This window comes from Paenibacillus sp. FSL H3-0302 (assembly GCF_037982245.1).
GTDB classification, from domain to species: Bacteria; Bacillota; Bacilli; order Paenibacillales; family Paenibacillaceae; genus Paenibacillus_AQ; species Paenibacillus_AQ odorifer.
Window position 1 is genome coordinate 925,020 of sequence record NZ_CP150284.1, and the last position, 18,562, is coordinate 943,581.

General features: G+C 46.9%; 10 protein-coding genes. 9 read left to right on the top strand and 1 reads right to left on the bottom strand.

All coding sequences use genetic code 11. From position 1 onward, the window contains the following. Positions 1-137 precede the first annotated feature (137 nt). On the top strand, positions 138-659 hold the full coding sequence (locus tag MHH50_RS03990; protein ID WP_036684918.1) for a GNAT family N-acetyltransferase: 522 nt from the start codon (positions 138-140) through the stop codon (positions 657-659). Positions 660-845: 186 nt separating this feature from the next. Then, positions 846-1,550, top strand: a complete 705-nt coding sequence (locus tag MHH50_RS03995) for a hypothetical protein (RefSeq protein ID WP_076130101.1) — start codon at positions 846-848, stop codon at positions 1,548-1,550. A 98-nt stretch (positions 1,551-1,648) separates the two neighbouring features. Here MHH50_RS03995 and MHH50_RS04000 read toward each other — a convergent pair whose 3' ends face one another. Then, positions 1,649-1,774 (bottom strand): DUF4023 domain-containing protein, encoded by a 126-nt coding sequence (locus tag MHH50_RS04000; protein ID WP_051491363.1) that lies wholly within the window; start codon positions 1,772-1,774, stop codon positions 1,649-1,651. Positions 1,775-1,942: 168 nt separating this feature from the next. Between MHH50_RS04000 and MHH50_RS04005 the strand changes: the two genes are divergently transcribed. The 7 genes from MHH50_RS04005 to MHH50_RS04035 all read left to right on the top strand — a co-directional run bounded on the left by MHH50_RS04005 (position 1,943) and on the right by MHH50_RS04035 (position 18,548). Further along, positions 1,943-6,301, top strand: coding sequence for an S-layer homology domain-containing protein (locus MHH50_RS04005; RefSeq protein ID WP_340033981.1), 4,359 nt, complete (start codon positions 1,943-1,945; stop codon positions 6,299-6,301). Between the two features lie 728 nt (positions 6,302-7,029). Further along, complete coding sequence (locus MHH50_RS04010) at positions 7,030-7,188, top strand: hypothetical protein (protein WP_175618975.1); 159 nt, start codon at positions 7,030-7,032, stop codon at positions 7,186-7,188. A gap of 88 nt (positions 7,189-7,276) precedes the next feature. Beyond that, entirely contained in the window at positions 7,277-12,325 is a 5,049-nt protein-coding gene (locus MHH50_RS04015) for an S-layer homology domain-containing protein (RefSeq protein WP_340033982.1), read from the top strand. 178 nt (positions 12,326-12,503) lie between these two features. After that, the gene (locus tag MHH50_RS04020; protein ID WP_076195153.1) at positions 12,504-14,327 is read left to right on the top strand and encodes a sensor histidine kinase; all 1,824 of its coding nucleotides are present in this window, start codon (positions 12,504-12,506) and stop codon (positions 14,325-14,327) included. Then, the gene (locus MHH50_RS04025; RefSeq protein WP_076282595.1) at positions 14,320-15,840 is read left to right on the top strand and encodes a response regulator transcription factor; all 1,521 of its coding nucleotides are present in this window, start codon (positions 14,320-14,322) and stop codon (positions 15,838-15,840) included. Before MHH50_RS04020 ends, MHH50_RS04025 begins: the two co-directional genes overlap by 8 nt. Positions 15,841-16,015: 175 nt before the next feature. Beyond that, positions 16,016-17,518 carry an ABC transporter substrate-binding protein gene (locus MHH50_RS04030; protein ID WP_076130103.1) on the top strand — a complete coding sequence of 501 codons (1,503 nt, stop codon included), beginning with the start codon at positions 16,016-16,018 and terminating at the stop codon, positions 17,516-17,518. A gap of 100 nt (positions 17,519-17,618) precedes the next feature. Further along, the gene (locus MHH50_RS04035) at positions 17,619-18,548 is read left to right on the top strand and encodes an ABC transporter permease subunit (RefSeq protein ID WP_036684959.1); all 930 of its coding nucleotides are present in this window, start codon (positions 17,619-17,621) and stop codon (positions 18,546-18,548) included. Positions 18,549-18,562: the final 14 nt, after the last annotated feature.

Here is an 18,562-nt window from a genome sequence, read left to right on the forward strand (position 1 = left end):
ACTGTTCTATTTAGTATATCACGTTATCCTAGTACCAGGTACTAGTACCTTGAGTTCTTAATGAATTTCGGGTTAAGATAATATGTGTAAGGTAAACTTATAATAGACCACAAATCCAGAAAGTGAGAACTTATGTTATGAATCACACAACTTTTGATGAAATATTCGCTATTATGGAAGCCTCATTTCCTACTTCTGAGATCAGAACCTTTGAGGGACAACAGGAGTTATTGGACGTTCCAGATTATCGTCTCATTACCGAGATGAATTCTGAGGGTAAAATTGTTGCTTTTATGGCCTGCTGGGAGTTCCCCGGCTTTCGTTTTGTAGAACATATAGCAGTCGACCCGAGCATCAGAGGTGGAGGAATTGGCAAAAAGCTGATGACTGAATACATCAGTCTATCTAACAAGCCTGTCCTTTTGGAAGTTGAGCGGCCACTGGGTGAAATGGAGCAGCGGAGAATCGGCTTTTATGAGCGGCTGGGCTTTCATTTGAACCCTTACGATTATGTGCAGCCTCCTTTGCGTGAAGGAAATGAAGATTTACCACTCTTAATTATGACTTACCCTAACCCTGTTGATGAAGAAGAATTCCAACTTTATAGAGAAATTTTATATTCAGAAGTGTATAAGGTTACAACTCCGTATCAAGGTTAAAGCCCTCAGCAATCCGTTAAATCCTTATGGGATAAGCGGGTTGCTCTTTTTTTTATACAAACCAGAGCTCCAGATGAATAGTTTCTTTACAAATTGGGTACAAGTTAAATACAACTTAGAGACATATTCCTTTAAAACTTGAGCTAAAGTAAAAACCGAGATTGATCTTCTAAGGAGGCATAACATATGAAAAGTAAAAAGTTCATTATAGCAACGATGGTATTTGGGATGGCAATTACAGGTTCGGCTGGTGTGTACGCAGGAACTAAGCTGCAAAAAATCACCGCATACCTCAATCACAGCATTGGATTTAAAGTGAATGGTGCAGCTTATACGCCTGTTGATAATAAAGGTAACACATTAGCTCCGATTACTTATAACAATACAACCTATCTTCCTGTACGTGCCTTGGCTGATGTGTTGAAGGTGCCAGTGACTTTTGATGCGGCAGCGAATCAGGTCATTCTGGGTACTGGAACTGTGGTGCCGGATAAAGATACATTAACACCAGTACAGTACAGCAACGCTCAAAAAGAACAAATTTCTAAAGCTTTTGCAAATTTCGATGGGTTTAAAACGGTTTATGCACCAGCACAAATGGTGAGTGGAGATGCTTTTCAAAAAGCAGCTAGCTCTGAAGATGGAGTGTACTTTTTGTTCGACCATATGAGGGTGAACGTTTCTCCACGTGACTACTCCTATGATTACAAAGGCGATACCGTAAAGCTTTCCAATGGTACAGAAGCTAAGTGGTACAGCCCTACCAGCGATTCATTGTTTTTGACCTATAAACTGGATGATCGTTTTGTGACGATTAGTTCTCCAGACAAGGCTTTGAGCAAGGCGCAATTAGAGAAGGTAGCCGTCAATGTGGTGAAATGGAGTAAATAACTCCTTTAAAAGCAAAGCTCAATATACAAAAAGTAAAGCAGCAAGTCACTCCGATCCGGGAGGGCTTGCTGCTTTTTTTGTTTTCGTGTAGGCGTGTTCTATTTACTGTGCTGTTTATTAGGCAGCTTTTGGCTTGGTGTTCCTTTACCGTGATTCTGTTTGTTCTTTTCTGCTTTCTTCTGGGTGTCGTGTACTTTGTCTACAAAAGCTTGAGTATCGTCCATGTTTGTCCTCCTTGATCATAACCTTGCCGTTACTGTAACCACTTTTGCCTGATTAAATACACAAGCCGTTTTTACAAACTAGTGGATCAATCCGTACATTGTGAAAATATTTAGTAGTTACTATGAATGGATGCAAGCATTTCATAATAACAGTAAGGGAGACTGATTATGAACAGGTTATTAAAACAAGCAGTATCCATGACACTAGCCTTCGTTATGGTACTGGGACTTACATTTACAGGAATGCCAGCTTTTGCAGAAGACAGCAATGAGGATGCTGGATTACTGCAATTACAAACGCTAGAGCCAATTACACTACTGGCGGGCAATTCTACATGGAAATATCTAGATAACGGAACGGATCAAGGTTCGGTATGGCGGTCTGTTTACGATGATTCTACATGGGCATCAGGCCAAGCGCCGCTTGGTTATAAAGATTCTGGGGCCGGAGTCAGCAGCAAGCAATTTGGTGCTCTGAATACAAATATAAGCTACGGCACGGATAAAAAGAAGAAATATCGTACTTCCTATTTCCGGACAAATGTAACTGTGAATAAGGAAGAAATTACGAAATCGGATAAAGTATTAGGTAATTTTGCATTTGATGACGGAGTAGTGCTGTATCTGAATGGTGCAGAAATCTACCGCGAGGCTATGCCAGCTGGTGAAATCGACTATCAGACACTCAGTACAACTAATGGCAGTGATCCAAATGAGTATACAAAGGTTGACCTAACGGAAATCGTAAAAGCCAATCTGAAGGATGGAAGTAATGAGCTTTCAGCTGAAGTTCACCAGACGGGCGACACTAGCTCTGACCTTTATTGGGATATGAGCCTGATTGCTTATCCTGTAGTGGAGACAGTAGAACCTGGAGTTGGGAAGCCTGATTCTATCGCAATTACTTTTAATGGCAACCCGCAGACTAGTATGGGATTCAACTGGTATGCACCTGAAAGTGTGACTGGCACCAAACTGGAAGTAGTAGAAGCTTCTAAATTGGAGAATGGCCAGTTTCCTCCGGCAGGCGCTCAATCTTATGAAGGGACATCCGTTACAACTAGTGTGTATATGACAAAAGCGGATAAATCAGCTAAAAAACCAGTTGTGCTAACCAGCCATAAGGTAATAGCGGATCATCTGCAGCCGGGAACGGAATATGCTTACCGTGCTGGGGATGGACAAGCTGATAACTGGAGCGACGTAGGAACTTTTAAGACAGAAGGCTCCAGTAATCAGGCTTATAAATTCTTATATACAACGGATTCCCAAGGAACAACTGAAGAAGATTTTGATATCTGGAATCATACCCTTCAAGAAGGATTAGCTAAATTCCCGGAAAGTGAGTTTATCCTGAATTCTGGTGATTTGGTGGATAACGGTGATATTGAGGAGCAATGGGGATGGTTTTTCAATAAGCCTAAGGATATTTTAGCGAATATTCCGTTGGTTCCTTTGGTAGGCAACCATGAAAGTAAAAATTATAGCAATTATAGCTCTCATTTTAATTTGCCGAACGTATCGAATACAGGTGCGAAACCTGATGGTTCTGTATATTCTTTTGACTACGGTTCAGCACACTTTATGGTAATTAATACAGAATATTATGGTGCAAGCTCAAATCTTGAGAATAACGAAATTTACAATAAACAAGTGGAGTGGCTTCGTAGCGAAGCGGCAAAAAGCAATCAGAAATGGAAGGTTGTGCTTCTGCATAAATCTCCTTATTCCGTTGCCAATCACACCAATGATACAGATGTACTTTTTTACAGAGCGCAATTAACGAAGGTATTTGACGAGCTTGGCATTGACATGGTAATTGGCGGGCATGACCACACCTTTGCTAGAAGCTATCAGATGTACAACAACAAGCCATTGACGGATATTGTTCCGGACTCAAACGGAGTAGTAACTGATCCTAAGGGTACTTTATACCTGATTACAAATGCAGCGGGCAACAAGAAATACAACGTAGCTTCAGGAACATTCCCGTTTGCAGCTAAATACGGACAGCCTGGTAAGGAAATGTTCACGGGGATGACGGTAACGAATGATGAGCTTTCTTACGAAGCCTACACCACAACAACTGGTGGTTCTACAGACTTGTATGATAACTACAGCATTCATAAATCGGAAGTAGCAGTTAAACCTGTGCAAAATGCAAAGGCTACTGCAGCAGATGGTAGTAAAATAACGTTGACTTGGGATGCGCCAGCTTCCGGTGCACCAGTGTCTGGATATCGTATTTATGAGCAAAATGATCTGGTATCGGCAAATTGGACGGTCAGTGTTCCTAATGAAGAAGGTAAAGCTTCTTATACTTACACTGTAGAAAATACTAATCCAAACCAAACCTATCAATTTGTTATCAAAGCTGTAAGTGACAGAACAAATTCAGAAGCTGCTATCGCTTCAACGGATTCGATTAAAAAAGTTACAGTTACCTTTAATGGCGACCCAGTGAGTGCAAAAGGATTCACTTGGTACACAGCGTTGAAGTCTACTGGAAACGATCTGCAGGTTGTAGAAAATACGGGCGTTACTCCAGACTTTGCTAAGGCTGCTGAGTTTACAGGACGTTCGGCGGTTTCCAGAAATTCAAAGGATGAATTAGTTCATAAAGCGGAAGCTTCTGGCCTGAAAGCTGATACAAAATACTACTTCCGTGTAGGGGATAAAGCACTAGGCCTGTGGAGTACAGTGGGAACTTTTGAAACTGCCGCTAAGACAGGAGCATTTACTTTCATCGATTTGGCTGATACACAGGCTAAGACCGAAGATGAAGCGATTCTTTCCGGTGAAACGATGGCAAAAGCACTTACGACGTTCCCGAATGCTGAGTTTGTGGCGATTAACGGAGATATCGTGGATACCGGAACTAATGAATCCCAATGGAATTGGCTGCTTGGTCATTCGCAAGACACCCTGCTTAACACGACAATCGTGCCAGTGGCAGGGAATCATGAGGATAAGGCAAATGCCTTCTATGAGCACTACAATATTAAGGAAGCACCGGGCTCCGCCACAGAAACAGGAGCTTATTATTCCTATGATTACAGCAATGCTCACTTTGTAGTCCTGAATACAAATGAGAATTCCGATGAATTTGCTAACTTCAGCCAAGCACAGTTGGATTGGATGAAGGCTGACGTAAAAGCAGCGAAAGCTGCTGGTGCGAAATGGATTATCGTAGCTATGCATAAAGGTCCATACACAACCTCTAACCATGCTACTGACAAAGACATTATGGGTACAAATGGAGAAAGAGCGAAGGTTGCTCCAATGATGGCTGAACTGGGCATTGACTTAGTTCTTCAAGGCCACGACCATATTTATGCCCGGACCAAGCCAATTAAAGCTGATGGAACTGCGGCAGACACAGTGAAGATCAAGGAAAGCTTCAAGGGTCAAACTGTAGAGTACACAGTAAATCCAGATGGAACGATCTATCTGATCCCAGCTACAGCGGGAGCGAAGGTTTACTACAAGAACATGAAACCAGAATTGGGAGATGCGTATTATAATCTCTTCGAAGTAGCAAATGAGAATACAGCAGCTAAATACGGACCGGACCCAAGTGATGCTACGCGTCCCAAACGCGGTCAAGTTCAGACCTTTGTAGGTATTACTGTAGATGCTGGCAAATTAACAGCTGTATCTTATGAGATCGATCAGAATATTAATGATGCTAAACCGTACGTTCTGGAAGAGTTCGGTATTATTAAGGAAGCAGGTCCTGAAGTAAACCCAACACCAGAACCAACAACAACGCCGACAACGGAACCGACAACAGCGCCAACAACGGAACCGACAACGGCGCCAACGACAGCGCCAACGACAGCACCAACACCAGCACCAACAACAGGATCATCAACAGGACCAGTGGCAACAACAAAACCGACAGCAACGCCAACGCCAACAGTAGCACCAACAGCTACACCAGCACCAACAACGGTGCCTACACCAACCGCAACACCAGTAGTCAAACCATCATTGACGGATACTGGCAGCCATTGGGCAGCAGCGGCTATTGAGAAAGCAGTAGCAGGGGGCTTCGTTAGTGGTTATCCGGATAATACTTTCCGTCCTAATCAGAAAGTAAATCGGGTTGAATTTATCACTATGCTGGCTCGTGCCCTGCAATTGCCAGACAGTGGTAGTACTTCAAGCTTTAAAGATTCAGCGAAGATTCCGGCATGGGCTAAGTCCTTTGTAGCTCAGGCAGTAGCTTTGCAAATTATCAGCGGCTATGATGATGGTACCTTCCGTCCTACGCAGGAGCTTACTCGCACTGAATTAGCAGTTATGGTTGTTAGGGCTCTGGGTATTACAGTAGATCCAAAAGCGACCTTAACCTTCAATGATGCTAAGGATGTACCCGCATGGGCAGTACCTTATATTGCGGCAGCAGCAGAAGCGGGCATTGTGAATGGCATAGGACAAAATCGTTTCGCACCTAACCAGGTAGCGTCCCGGGCCGAAGCAGTAACAATCATTCTGAACTTGCTGGAGAAGCAAGGAAAGTAACTAAATCGGATGGTTTGAAAAAAGATTGCCTCAAGGTCATCGTTGATGACGGAGAGGCAATCTTTTTTTTCGTAGCTGGGTAGTGTGAGGGAGGAAGCGATACGGTGGTGTGGCGGAAAAGAGAGGCAAAAGTGCCTCAGAAATGAGCGAATGCAGCGGATTGGCGTGAAAGAGAGGCAAAAGTGCCTCTGATCTGAGCGAATGCGGCGATGCGGCGTGAAAGAGAGGCAAAAGTGCCTCTGATTGGAGTGAATATGGCGGATTGGCGTGAAAGAGAGGCAAAAGTGCCTCAGAAATGAGCGAATACGGCGGATGGGCGTGAAAGAGAGGCAAAAGTGCCTTTGAAATGAGTGAATTCGGAGGAGTGTGCGAAAGAGAGGCAAAAGTGCCTCTGATTGGAGTGAATGAGGCGGAGTGGCGGAGATGAGAGGCAAAAGTGCCTCAGAAATGAGCGAATGCGGTGGATTGGCGTGAAAGAGAGGCAAAAGTGCCTTTGAAATGAGTGAATGCGGCGGAGTGGCGGAGATAAGAGGCAAAAGAGACCACGCTCCTTCATCCTCTTTATATTTTCAACCAACATATGTTTAACGACCCACTCATTGCCAGGATATCGAGCCCTGATAGCACGATAATCTTTAATTTATCCAGCATATCTTTAATTTTGCGGCTATTTGTAAGGAAAGATCTGGGTTAGATTAGGGTGGACTAATCAAAGTAAGGCAGGAGGGTTGCCAACAAAATTGAATGCGCTTGCACGACCGGGGTTGAATACAGAATGTGCCTGCACGAACGGGGTTGAATACAGAATCTGTAGGCAGAAGAGAGTAGAAGTAGAAGTAGAAGTAGAAGAGGGTAGGAGCAGCAGAGGGACGGGACAACAGAAGTAATCTACTTGCTGTTCGGCGACATAGTGAGACACATTACGCTTCATGGATGAGAGTAACCGAAACAACTACAGGACGAGGAGAGTGGAAAATGAACCTTCACACCGGTAAAAAGGCGCGTCGTAAGCTGACATCAGCTGTTCTGGCGGCAGCTTTGCTAGTTTCAGGACTTCCCCTAACGGCTTACGCCGGCGATACGTGGCCTTTTACAGGAGACAGTGCGCCGGGTGCCAATCAGCCTAATGTACATGGATATACGAGCAGCCATATTGCGAACTGGAGTCCGGCAACCGATCCGGATGCAGAGCTGTTGAGATCGCGGGTGCCGCTGCAGAAGCGGAATGCCCCATTTGCTGCAACCCAAGCTAACCCAGCGCTTAGCGCAGATACACAGATGATCAACGTTGCTGGCGACTACGGGAATGCTTTTATTGAGAACGCGCCGTATACGAACAAGTTTGCGCAGTATCATTTTAACTTTTGGCAATATATCGATTACTACTCCTACTGGCATGGTACAGCGACTGCGTATACCCCGCCGGAATATTATGATGAATTGGCCCAGAAGGACTGGCAGCAAAAATGGTTCGAATTCGGCATGCTGAACATCCCGAACCCTACCTACACCGATGCAGCGCATAAGAACGGCGTGTTGTCATTGGCAGGAATCTTTTTTTCCAATAATGACCGTGGACAGCAGACGTACAAACAAATGATAGTTAAAGATGAGAATGGTAATTTTCCGGTGGCGGATAAACTGATCGAGATGGCCGGGTATTTCGGGTTTGACGGTTATTTTGTAAATCAGGAAGAGATGAATCCGAATGTAGCGACCCAGGATATCCCCGATTACATCGCGTTTATGAAGGTGCTGCAAGAGGGCGGCCTGTATGTACAGTGGTACGACTCGCTGAACACCAATACCGGTGCTAATACGTTCGCCCGGACGATTAATGATACCAATATCTCCTTTTTAGTGGATAAAAGCACCAAGGAACCCGTCTCCAATTCGTTTTTCTTCGACTACGGGGCTGGCAATACACAGATTACCAACGCGGCTAGTTACTTAAGCAATCTGAATGCCAGTCTGGGAACAAGCTACAACTTGTTTGAAGTTGGTTTTGCAGGGCTGGAAGCAGGCCGTGACCGGTTCAAGTCCGTTAACGGAACAGCGTTGATGAACAAGCTGGACAGCAATGGCTTACCACGGCTCAGCTTGGCTACACTCGGTGCGGACTTTATTCATGCCGGTCTGGATGAGGACATGAACCTGTCTTACCCGGTCTCGCACAGATCCGAAAATGACTACCAATGGATGACAAAACTGCGTGAGCAGCTATGGTGGTCAGGCCCGAACGTGGACCCTAAGAATACGGTCAAATCGGCAACCAATACCGTTGCCGATGTTTATGCCGACAACCGTTACTGGCCGGGAATCTCGTCCGTCATTGCGGAGCGTTCGGTGATTAAGGACAAGAACTTTTACACCAATTTTAACACTGGACAGGGCTTGTCCTATTCCGTGAACGGTGAAGTATCGAACCCGGATGAGTGGTCTAATATGAGCCTGCAGGATATTCCAGTGACTTGGCAGTGGTGGCAGGATACTGCTGGCAATAAGCTTACTGTAGATTTTGATTATGGACCGGAGTACAACCTTGCGAGTACAAACCGTTACAACTATGAGCAGATCGGTGCGTATAACGGTGGCAGTTCACTGGTGGTGAACGGCAATCTGAATGCGAAGAACTTCTTGCGTCTGTACAAAACAGAGCTGGAGGTCAATGGCAACTCCAAGCTGTCGATCAGCTTCAACAAGCCATCTGCCACAGATGCTTCGGTGATGGCAGTAGGACTCATCCTGGCTGATGATCCGAATACCGTCGTAGAGGTCGCTGTTCCAAACAGTGGTCAGCACTCGGACGGTTGGTTGACAAAGGAACTGGACCTGAGTGCATACGCAGGTCATAATATTGCAGCCCTTGGACTGGTCTTCGATCCCGGGCAAGGAACAGCGTCCACCTACCAGATGAACGTCGGACAGCTGCGCGTCTATGACGGGTCTGCCGTAAAGCCCGCAGCTCCTGCGGAATTAGCAGTTGCGGAAGCTTTTACAGATACAGGTGAGATGGTTGTGAAGTGGAAGCTAGATCCCGATTACACTAAGATCAAGCAATATAATGTGTACGTGAATGATGTATTTATGGGCGGCAAATACGATGAGGTGTTCTACCTGAAGCATCTCCCGGTGAAATCCGGAACCCTTAAAGTGGTTGCAGTGGGTGCGGATGGAGTGGAGGGTGAAGCGGCAACGCTGGCTTTTGATCTGGATGCGGCGGTTTCCGGAGTGAAGGTGGATTCAAGTCCGGACGGGGAGTTGACTGTGAACTGGACGAACTCCGCCCAAGCTTCCGGTGACATTACCGTTCGAGTGCAGTCTTTGAATTGGATTACGACATCCGAACCGGTGTCACAGCAAGTGGTTGTCCCGGCAGGTGCAAGCACTGCACTGTTCACAGGGATGCCGGTAAACGGCGATGATTACATTGTCACCGTTACCGCAGGCAACACTGATCCAGTCTCGGTCAGCGGCCAGTTCATCGACACGGTCGCGGAACCTTACGCGGAAGAATGGTCCTGGACGGACGGTAAGCTGAATCTGCCGATGCCGAATACCAGAGACTGGCGGTATATGTATGTGTATGAGGATGGGAATGCAAAATCTTTTGCCACAACGTATAGCTCTGGCAATAAGCCGATGATTATCCGTGGACGGACAACTAAGGCGAGCTTAAGCTTCACCTCGTCGGCAAAAGTTGTGCATGTGGTGATGGAGGATTATGCAGGCAACCGCTCCAAACCTGTCTATCTGAAAGGAAGCTATCCCGTTCTCTTTGATGCTAATGGGGGTGAACCAGCAAATACTGTGGCCGAGGCTGTGTATGGCACTTTGCTGATGGAGCCTACAGGCATTGCCAGAGAGGGTTATGACCTGGAAGGCTGGTATGTTGGAGAAGGAGAAGGTGCGCGAAGATGGAATTTTACCGAAGATCTAATAACCGGTGAACTGAACTTGCAGGCGAAGTGGGCCTTGCAAGCTCCAAAGGTGCAGATCGTAGGGGAAGGTTCCTTCCGTGAAAATACGTCCGCGACACTAACGGCAGTTGCCACTGGCGCAGGGCAGCTGACTTATGCCTGGTATGCGGACACAGGCAGCGGTTATGGAGATGCGTTGGGAGTGTCCGACTCCTATACTATCCCTGCTTTGACTACCGGGATGGATGGCAATAAGTACAAGGTCATCGTCACCAATGAATCTGGTGACAGCAGTGAAGCAGAGTACACAATTAACTTAACTCCGGCTGAAGCACCATGGGAAGCGCCTGATTTCATAACCGATCTTCCGTCTGCACTTGATGTCATTACTGGTGAAGAAGTGAAGCTGTTCGTACAGATCCGCGGGGATGTGGAATCGGTTCGCTGGGAGACGAAGGCAGCAACCGCAGAGGAATGGACTGTGGCGGAGAGCGTGACTTCGGCGGTATACGCATTTACTGCTTCTGAAACAGACAGCGGTACGCAGTTCCGTGTGGTTCTGACTGGAAAAGAGGGAACGGAGCCTTCAACAAGAACCGGTAATGAACTTACGGTGACAGTACATCCGGCACCCGATGCGCCAATTATCACCTCTAATAGTGTAGATAAGAATCCGGCAGTTGTAGGTGATAAGGTGTCTTTTGCCGTAGTAGCTTCTGCAGTTTATGGCGAGTTAAGCTACCAATGGTTGAAAGACGGGCAGGCCATTGAAGGTGCTGTGGAGCGTAATTATACGATTCCTTCTGCAAAAGAAACAGATAGCGGCGAGTACACGGCCGTAGTCACCAACACCAAAATACTGAATGGTCACCCTTATACGGCTGTTCAAAAGAGCGGAATTATTAATTTCAAGGTCCACAATACTCCTGTATCTACACCGCAGCCGACATCGGCTCCAGGTACGGGAACTGGTGGAACGACTCCAGCAGCGACAGCAACGCCGCTTCCAAGTCCTACTAGCACAACTTTGACAGTTCCAGCAAGTGCACTCAGTACATCTACTGAGAACGGCAAAGTGACGGTAGAGGTGCCGGCAGGCGTTACAGCTATCGAGCTGCCTGTAAATGCAGGTGAGTTGCTAGGGATCCGTCAACTTGAATTGTCCGCTTCGGGAACCACACTTGGTATTGCGCCGGAATTGCTGGTGCAATTGAAGGCTCTGCTTAATGAAGCCCAAGCTTCAGGCAGCAAGATTCAGGTGAAGCTCAGCCCGGAGACTTTGAACATGAGCACACTGAAAGCAGAGCGTGGGGTGGTCTTGCGGGGTACGGGTATGACGTTTGATCTGAGCGTCATCGCGGGGAATGGCACATCTAGCCGTCTTCCAAGCTTCAGCAAACCAGTAACCTTACAATGGAGTGCAACAAATACGGATTATAATACTAATTTGCTTGGTTTATATGCTATTGCTGAAGGGGGTTCGCTTACCTATCTCGGCGGAGTGTATGCGAATGGCTTCCTGCAAGGGGAGTTTAGCGGAACAGGCAGGCTGGCTGTGCTGGAGTACAATAAATCCTTCGCTGATGTTCCGTCTACTCACTGGGCTGCGGACACTATCCGCCAGCTGGCGGCTAAACATCTGGTACAAGGCACTTCCGAAAATGGATTTGAACCCGCCCGCAGGATTACAAGAGCGGAATTTGTGAAGCTGCTGGCTGGCGTGCTGGGACTGCAAGATCAGGCGGAATTGAAATTTAGTGATGTGCCTTCTGGTGTCTGGTATGAGCAGGACCTGGCGCGTCTGGTCCGGGCAGGTATTGTAGGTGGACGCACTGCTGAGCAGTTCGATCCGAGTGCGAACATCAGCCGCCAGGAGATTGTCACTATGCTAATGCGTGCCTATGTACTGGAGCATGGAGCGCTTCAGTCATCAGCCCCGACAACATTCACCGATTCCGGTGAGGTAGCAGCCTGGGCGGCAGACAGCGTGAATGCTGCTTCATCACTGGGTCTGGTGAATGGCCACACGGACGGGAAGTTTGTTCCCGGTGGCTTGGCGACCCGTGCCGAGGCTGCGCAGTTCATCTTGAATTACATCCGGTAGATTATATTGCCTCACCACGGTCTGCCCAAGGAGCCCTTTGCTCCATGGGCAGACTGTCTTTGCTTGGCGGAGGATTGCAAGCTTTTACCAGCCACAGGCAGGAAGCACCTCATGCTATACTTTATTCATAATGACAAGCAGCGAAGCTTAGTCTTCCCCCTGCTGTAGGAGGTTGCTGATGTTTCCGGGGAAATTGTACAGAAAGTATCTGAAGAATAATCTGTTTATGAAAATCATCCTGCTCTTCTCAGTCATTGCCGTGGTCACCATTATCACCTTCTCCTACCTGATGTTCTTGCTCATGTCTCAGGCTGTAGTGCAGCGGCAGATGGAGATTCAGAAACGTACCGTGGAGAGCATCAACAGCTATATTGAGCAGAAATATGACTCTGTACAGTCTATGATGCGGGACGTGTACCGGGACACGGAGCTGACTGCTAATACGTCGTATTTGCTGGAGCATCCGTATGAAGATTACGTGAGGTACCGGCTGGACCGCTACTTCAACGAAAGTAATGCTACGACGGATACCGTGCAGTTTTTTCGCAATCAAGTTGAAGATGATCCTGATATCCGCAGTTTAATGCTCTACAGTGCAGCTGAACAGCAGCTGTATGTCTATAATGACCAAGGCAAATTTCAGATTATTTCCACTAATGCAGCCCACTCTTTCGTACCGGATGCGCTGTATCTGGAGGAGGAAGGCAGTGTCACTGCTCCAAACACTTGGGTCAGTCAGGCGATCTCATCTCCGGAGGGGCCGATGTTTACGGTTCGTACCCCAGTCAATAACAAGATATCACTGCGCAACATTGGTCAGCTTCTAGTCTATTTTGATGCCAGCGAGGTCTGGGGGAGTATGGGCAATTATAAGGATGACTTCAAGGGAAAGATTCTGGTGCTGGCAGCGGATGGGGATGTGTTATTTGATACCTCGGGCACCTATTATGGAAAGCGCTATCCTTATCCCGAGCAGATGAATTCTGCCTATACAGATGGTGAAGAAGTCGGCGGGATGATCATTACTAAGCAGACTCACACCCAAGGCGGATTTACTGTGTTGAGTGCTGTACCTAAGCAGGAATTAGCCGCCACTTATAGGGGATTGCGGAACATGATCTTCATTATCTGCTTGATCTGCCTGTTGTTTGCGATTATTACACCCACTTTATTTATCAATAATTTTGCCAGACGGACTCATAAAATTATCAAGTTCACCCGCAAAGTGAAAAACGGTGACCTGGATGCCCGGATTACCGATGTCAGAGAAGACGAGCTGGGGCAGATCTCCAAGAGCTTCAACGACATGCTGGATGAGCTGAATCTTCATATAGACCGTGTGTTCAAGGCTGAAATCAAGCAAAAACATACCGAAATCGCCGCGCTTGAAGCCAGGGTAAACCCACATTTTCTCTACAATACCTTGGAGGTGATCCGGATGAGGGCAATCTCTCAAGGAGCTTCAGATGTCGGGGAGATGATCTACAGCTTGTCGGTGTTGTTCAAAAGCTATGTTCACCAGAAACCCAAGCATACGATGAAGGATGAACTAGAGGCCTGCCGTTTATATCTGGAGCTGTTCCGCATCCGTTATAAGGATAAATTCTCTTATACAATGGAATGCGGGAAAGAGCTTACCGGAAGAGTTGTACTCAAAATGTCGCTGCAGCCTATCATTGAAAACTACATTCTACATGGGATGCGCGTGGACAAGAATGATAATCACATCAGTGTGGCTGTGGTCAAGGATGGCCAATATTTGCGTGCGGTAGTTACAGACAATGGGCGGGGGATTGCCCCGGACAGATTGGTCCAGCTCAAAGAAGGTCTTTTGCAGCCAGATGAACAATCGGAATCATTCGGCCTGCGCAGTATTCATGAGCGTTTGAAGCTGCTTTATGGCAGTGAGTATGGCATTGAATTACAAAGCGAAGCGGGTACCGGCACAACCGTGACTGTGTATTTTCCCGATCTGGGAGAGGATGATCCAAACCATGTATAAAATTTTCATTGTGGACGACGAGCCTTTTATTATCGAAGGATTATATGACATTGTGGATTGGGCAGCACTGGGGATGGAGATTGTCGGCCACGCCGAGAACGGACAGGAAGCGCTGGAGTCGTTGCGGTTTGTTCCAGCGGATATTCTGATTACGGATATTTCCATGCCGCTGATGAACGGGCTGGATCTGATCCGGGCCGTACGGGAGATTCAGCCGGAGATCAAAGCTGTTATCCTCAGCGGCTATGATGAGTTCGGTTATCTTAAGGAAGGAATGGCGCTCGGCATTGAAAATTATCTGCTTAAGCCTATTAATTTGCAAGAGTTCCGGGCAACATTAGTGACTGCCGCCGAGAAGCTGGGTGTCTCCCGTCAAGAGAGTCAATTCAATGCGCATAGTATTTCCATTCTGCGCGATAATGTGATGTACCGCTGGCTGCGGTGCCAGATTGGGCCGAAGGAATTCAGTGAACGGACTGATTTTCTGGGACTTAGACTAGATAAGCCGCTGGTGCAGGTAGCCCTGCTTCGCCCTGAACAGGACGCTGCCGAGCTATTTCAGGCGGTGGAAGAGGTTGTAGGCGGGAACCCGTCTTTGATTGCATTCCGGGATATGGATGGAGATACCGTGCTGCTGCATCTGCTTAGTGAGTATCAGCAGGGTAAAGAAGCGGTGGAAAGGCTTCATGCGCAGCTGCTGTTATCCCTAACTGGCGGTCCGCCAATGCGTCTGTCCGTAGGAACGGTGGAGGAGATGGAGGAGGCGGCGGCTCAGAGTTATGCCCATGCAAAGATGACTCAGGAATATTTCATGCTGTTTCCAGAGCGGAATTTGCTGCATTATGAGGAAGTTCAGGACAGGCATGAGGTTGCCGTCCAAGGTATGCCGCTGAATTGGGAAGATGATCTCAAGCTGATTATGGCGAAGGATAAGGAAGCGCTGCTGGTGCGGATCCAGGATCATTTTGAGCAGCTGCGGCGGATGGAGGGGATTACACCTGTGCTGCTGCAAGGCATTGCCATGGAATGGTTGATCCGCTTCAAGATGCAGCTGCAGGAGATCCGTCATGTGGAAGAACCGGAGCTTTTCGCAGACGGTTTTGGCCTCATTCGCTCTACAGTTTCCATAAATGAATTGACTCAGATTATTCAGGAAGCCGCTACCATTACGGTAGACGCCTTAGTTCGGGACGTAAAGAGTCCAGTCGTGCAGCAGGTGCTGAATTATATCCATGAGTCCTACAATGAAGATGTGTCGCTGAAGACCCTCGGTGCCCAATACCATATTCACCCGGTGTATTTGGGACAGCTGTTCCATAAAGAGGTGAATGAGTCATTCACCGAATATATCAATAAATACCGGATTGAGAAGGCGAAGGAGCTGCTGCGGAATACCTCACTTAAAGTTCATGAAATCGCTCTCAAAGTAGGCTATTGGGAGACCGGCTATTTTTACAAACAATTTAAGAAGCATGTCGGGATATCTCCTACGGAGTACAAAGGGCTTGTCTAGTGGACCCCCGCTGCAAGCTTTTTCTTTATTTTCTACATGATTTATTTAGTTTAGCTTCTGTTTGAAAATGCTTTCATAAATTACAGTAAAGATAGTCCTTGAAGGAGAAAGCTGCTGGTTTAATTCCGGATTAGGCCAGCGATCTTGAGGTAAACAAAGGGGAGGTTATACAGGAATGGGCAACAACAAAAGAAAAAGGTTTTCCCTGTTACTGACATCACTTATGGCATTCTCGCTTGCGCTCAGCGCATGTGGCGGCGATTCAAACAACGCGGCAACTAACAGTTCAGGAGCGGGCGGCGACGGTGCGTCATCCGAGAAACCAGTCGAACTGATCTGGTACACGATCGGCGGACCGCAGAAGGATCTGGACCGTGTCGTGGAAGAAGTCAATAAGTACACTAAAGAGAAGATAAATGTCACCCTAAAGATGAATATGATTGATTTTGGTGATTATACACAAAAAATGCAGGTCAAAGTAGCCGCTGGCGAACCCATGGACATTCTCTTTACGTGCTCCTGGGCGTTCGATTATGTGCAAAATGCCCGCAAAGGCGCTTTTATGGAATTGGACAGCCTGCTTAATGAATATGGAAAAGGCATCGTAGACACGATTGATCCGGCGTTCCTGGAAGGCTCCAAGGTAGATGGACATAATTATGCCGTACCTGCCAACAAAGAGCTTCCGGCGCAAGAAGTTTGGCGCTTCAATAAAGAGCTGCTCGACAAATATAACCTCGATATTTCCGGGGTGAACACAATGGAAAGCATTGAACCACTGCTGAAGACGATCAAAGAGAATGAACCGGGCATCACGCCTTACGCTATGGTGAAGGATTTCATGCCAGTACTGCCGTTCGATTACATCATTGAAAAGATGCCAATGGCTGTTTATATGGACACAAAGGATTACAAGATCGTGAACATTCTGGAAACACCTGAACTCAAAAGCACTCTTGAAACCGTTCGCAAATATTACAAGGCAGGTTATATCTCGCCGGAAGTAGCAACTACAACTTCGGTGGATGATCTCTACAAATCTTCCAACTGGTTCATGGATCGTGCAGCTACCCAGCCGATGGCGGACAATCTGTGGTCGGCAAGCTACGGCTATCCTGTAGTTTCCACGCCAGCTGGCAAACCTTACATCTACAACTGGTCCGTTATGGGTTCGATGCAAGCTATCTCGGCTAACTCCGCATATCCGGAGAAAGCGATGGAGTTCCTGAACCTGCTCAACACCGATCCGGTGCTGCGCAATATGATTGACTCCGGAATCGAAGGCGTGCACTACGAGAAGACTGGTGAGAATTCCATGAAGAACCTGGATGAATCCAAGAACTATGACATGCCAACCTTCTCGCTGGGCAATATCATGATCAACTATTTGAACGAGGGTGACCCTGAGAACAAATGGGAAGAGTTCAAAAAGTTTAATGAATCCGGTGTAAATGCACCGCTGCTTGGTTTTAACTTCGACACTTCCAAGGTGACTACTGAAATCGCTGCGGTTCAGAACGTAAAAGAAGAATACTGGTCACCACTGATGACTGGAACCGTTGATCCTGACGAGTATCTACCGAAAGCTATTGAGAAATTCAAGGCAGCTGGTTTGGACAAAATTATCGCTGAAGCGCAATCGCAAATTGATGCCTGGAAAGCGTCCAACAACAAGTAAAACATCAACGTAAGAGAAGATCGGGGCAGGGGCGTGGCCTCTGGACCCGGTCTTTTTTTGAAATATAAGGACATACAGGAGGGATCTAAGTGTGAAGACAATCAGCGGATTTATAAAAAATATTATGAATAACAAGATTATGCTGCTCATGGTTTTACCAGGTGCGCTTTGGTTTCTCTTTTTCTCTTACCTGCCGATGATAGGGACGATTATTGCATTCAAAGAATACCGCTTTAGCCGCGACGGCTTCTGGGCGAGTATTATCAACAGCAAATGGGTGGGGTTAGACAACTTCAAGTTTTTGTTCACCACCAATGACGCGTACATTATTACCCGCAACACCTTGCTCTACAATGGAGCATTTATCCTGCTTGGCTTGATCTTGTCGGTTCTGATGGCGATTGTGCTGTCCGAGATTGTGAACAAGAAGCTGGCCAAAGTGTATCAGACCGGCATGTTCCTGCCCTACTTCCTGTCATGGGTCGTTGTCGGCTATTTTGCATTTAGTTTTCTGAGCTCCGAACGCGGGATGCTGAACCAGATCATGGGCTTTTTTGGCGCAGAGTCAATTCAGTGGTATTCGGAAAAAGCCTATTGGCCGTTCATCCTGATCTTAGTCTATCTGTGGAAAGCGGTTGGTTACAACAGCGTAGTTTATCTCGCAGCTATTATGGGGATCGACAAGTCGTTGTATGAAGCGGCGATGATCGACGGAGCTAGTAAGTTCCAACAGATTCGCAATATTACACTGCCGTTGCTGAGTCCAATTATCACGATCATGACCCTGCTGGCCATCGGTAAAATCTTCTACGCCGACTTCGGTCTCTTTTACCAGGTGCCTCGTAATTCCGGTACGCTCTACAGTGTCACGAATGTTATTGATACCTATGTCTATCAAGGCCTCAAAACAACGGGTGAGATTGGTATGAGCACTGCCGCAGGTCTGTATCAATCGGTTGTCGGCTTTACGCTAGTGATGACCTCTAACTATATTGTCCGCAAATACAACAAGGATAGCGCTTTGTTCTAGAACCTCATGAAAGG

Bases quoted from the DNA above. Each gene is read 5' to 3' on its own strand.
- MHH50_RS04015 (WP_340033982.1), top strand. From the start codon at position 7,277: ATGAACCTTCACACCGGTAAAAAGGCGCGTCGTAAGCTGACATCAGCT.
- MHH50_RS04020 (WP_076195153.1), top strand. From the start codon at position 12,504: ATGTTTCCGGGGAAATTGTACAGAAAGTATCTGAAGAATAATCTGTTT.
- MHH50_RS04000 (WP_051491363.1), bottom strand. From the start codon at position 1,774: ATGGACGATACTCAAGCTTTTGTAGACAAAGTACACGACACCCAGAAG.
- MHH50_RS04025 (WP_076282595.1), top strand. From the start codon at position 14,320: ATGTATAAAATTTTCATTGTGGACGACGAGCCTTTTATTATCGAAGGA.
- MHH50_RS03995 (WP_076130101.1), top strand. From the start codon at position 846: ATGAAAAGTAAAAAGTTCATTATAGCAACGATGGTATTTGGGATGGCA.
- MHH50_RS03990 (WP_036684918.1), top strand. From the start codon at position 138: ATGAATCACACAACTTTTGATGAAATATTCGCTATTATGGAAGCCTCA.
- MHH50_RS04005 (WP_340033981.1), top strand. From the start codon at position 1,943: ATGAACAGGTTATTAAAACAAGCAGTATCCATGACACTAGCCTTCGTT.
- MHH50_RS04030 (WP_076130103.1), top strand. From the start codon at position 16,016: ATGGGCAACAACAAAAGAAAAAGGTTTTCCCTGTTACTGACATCACTT.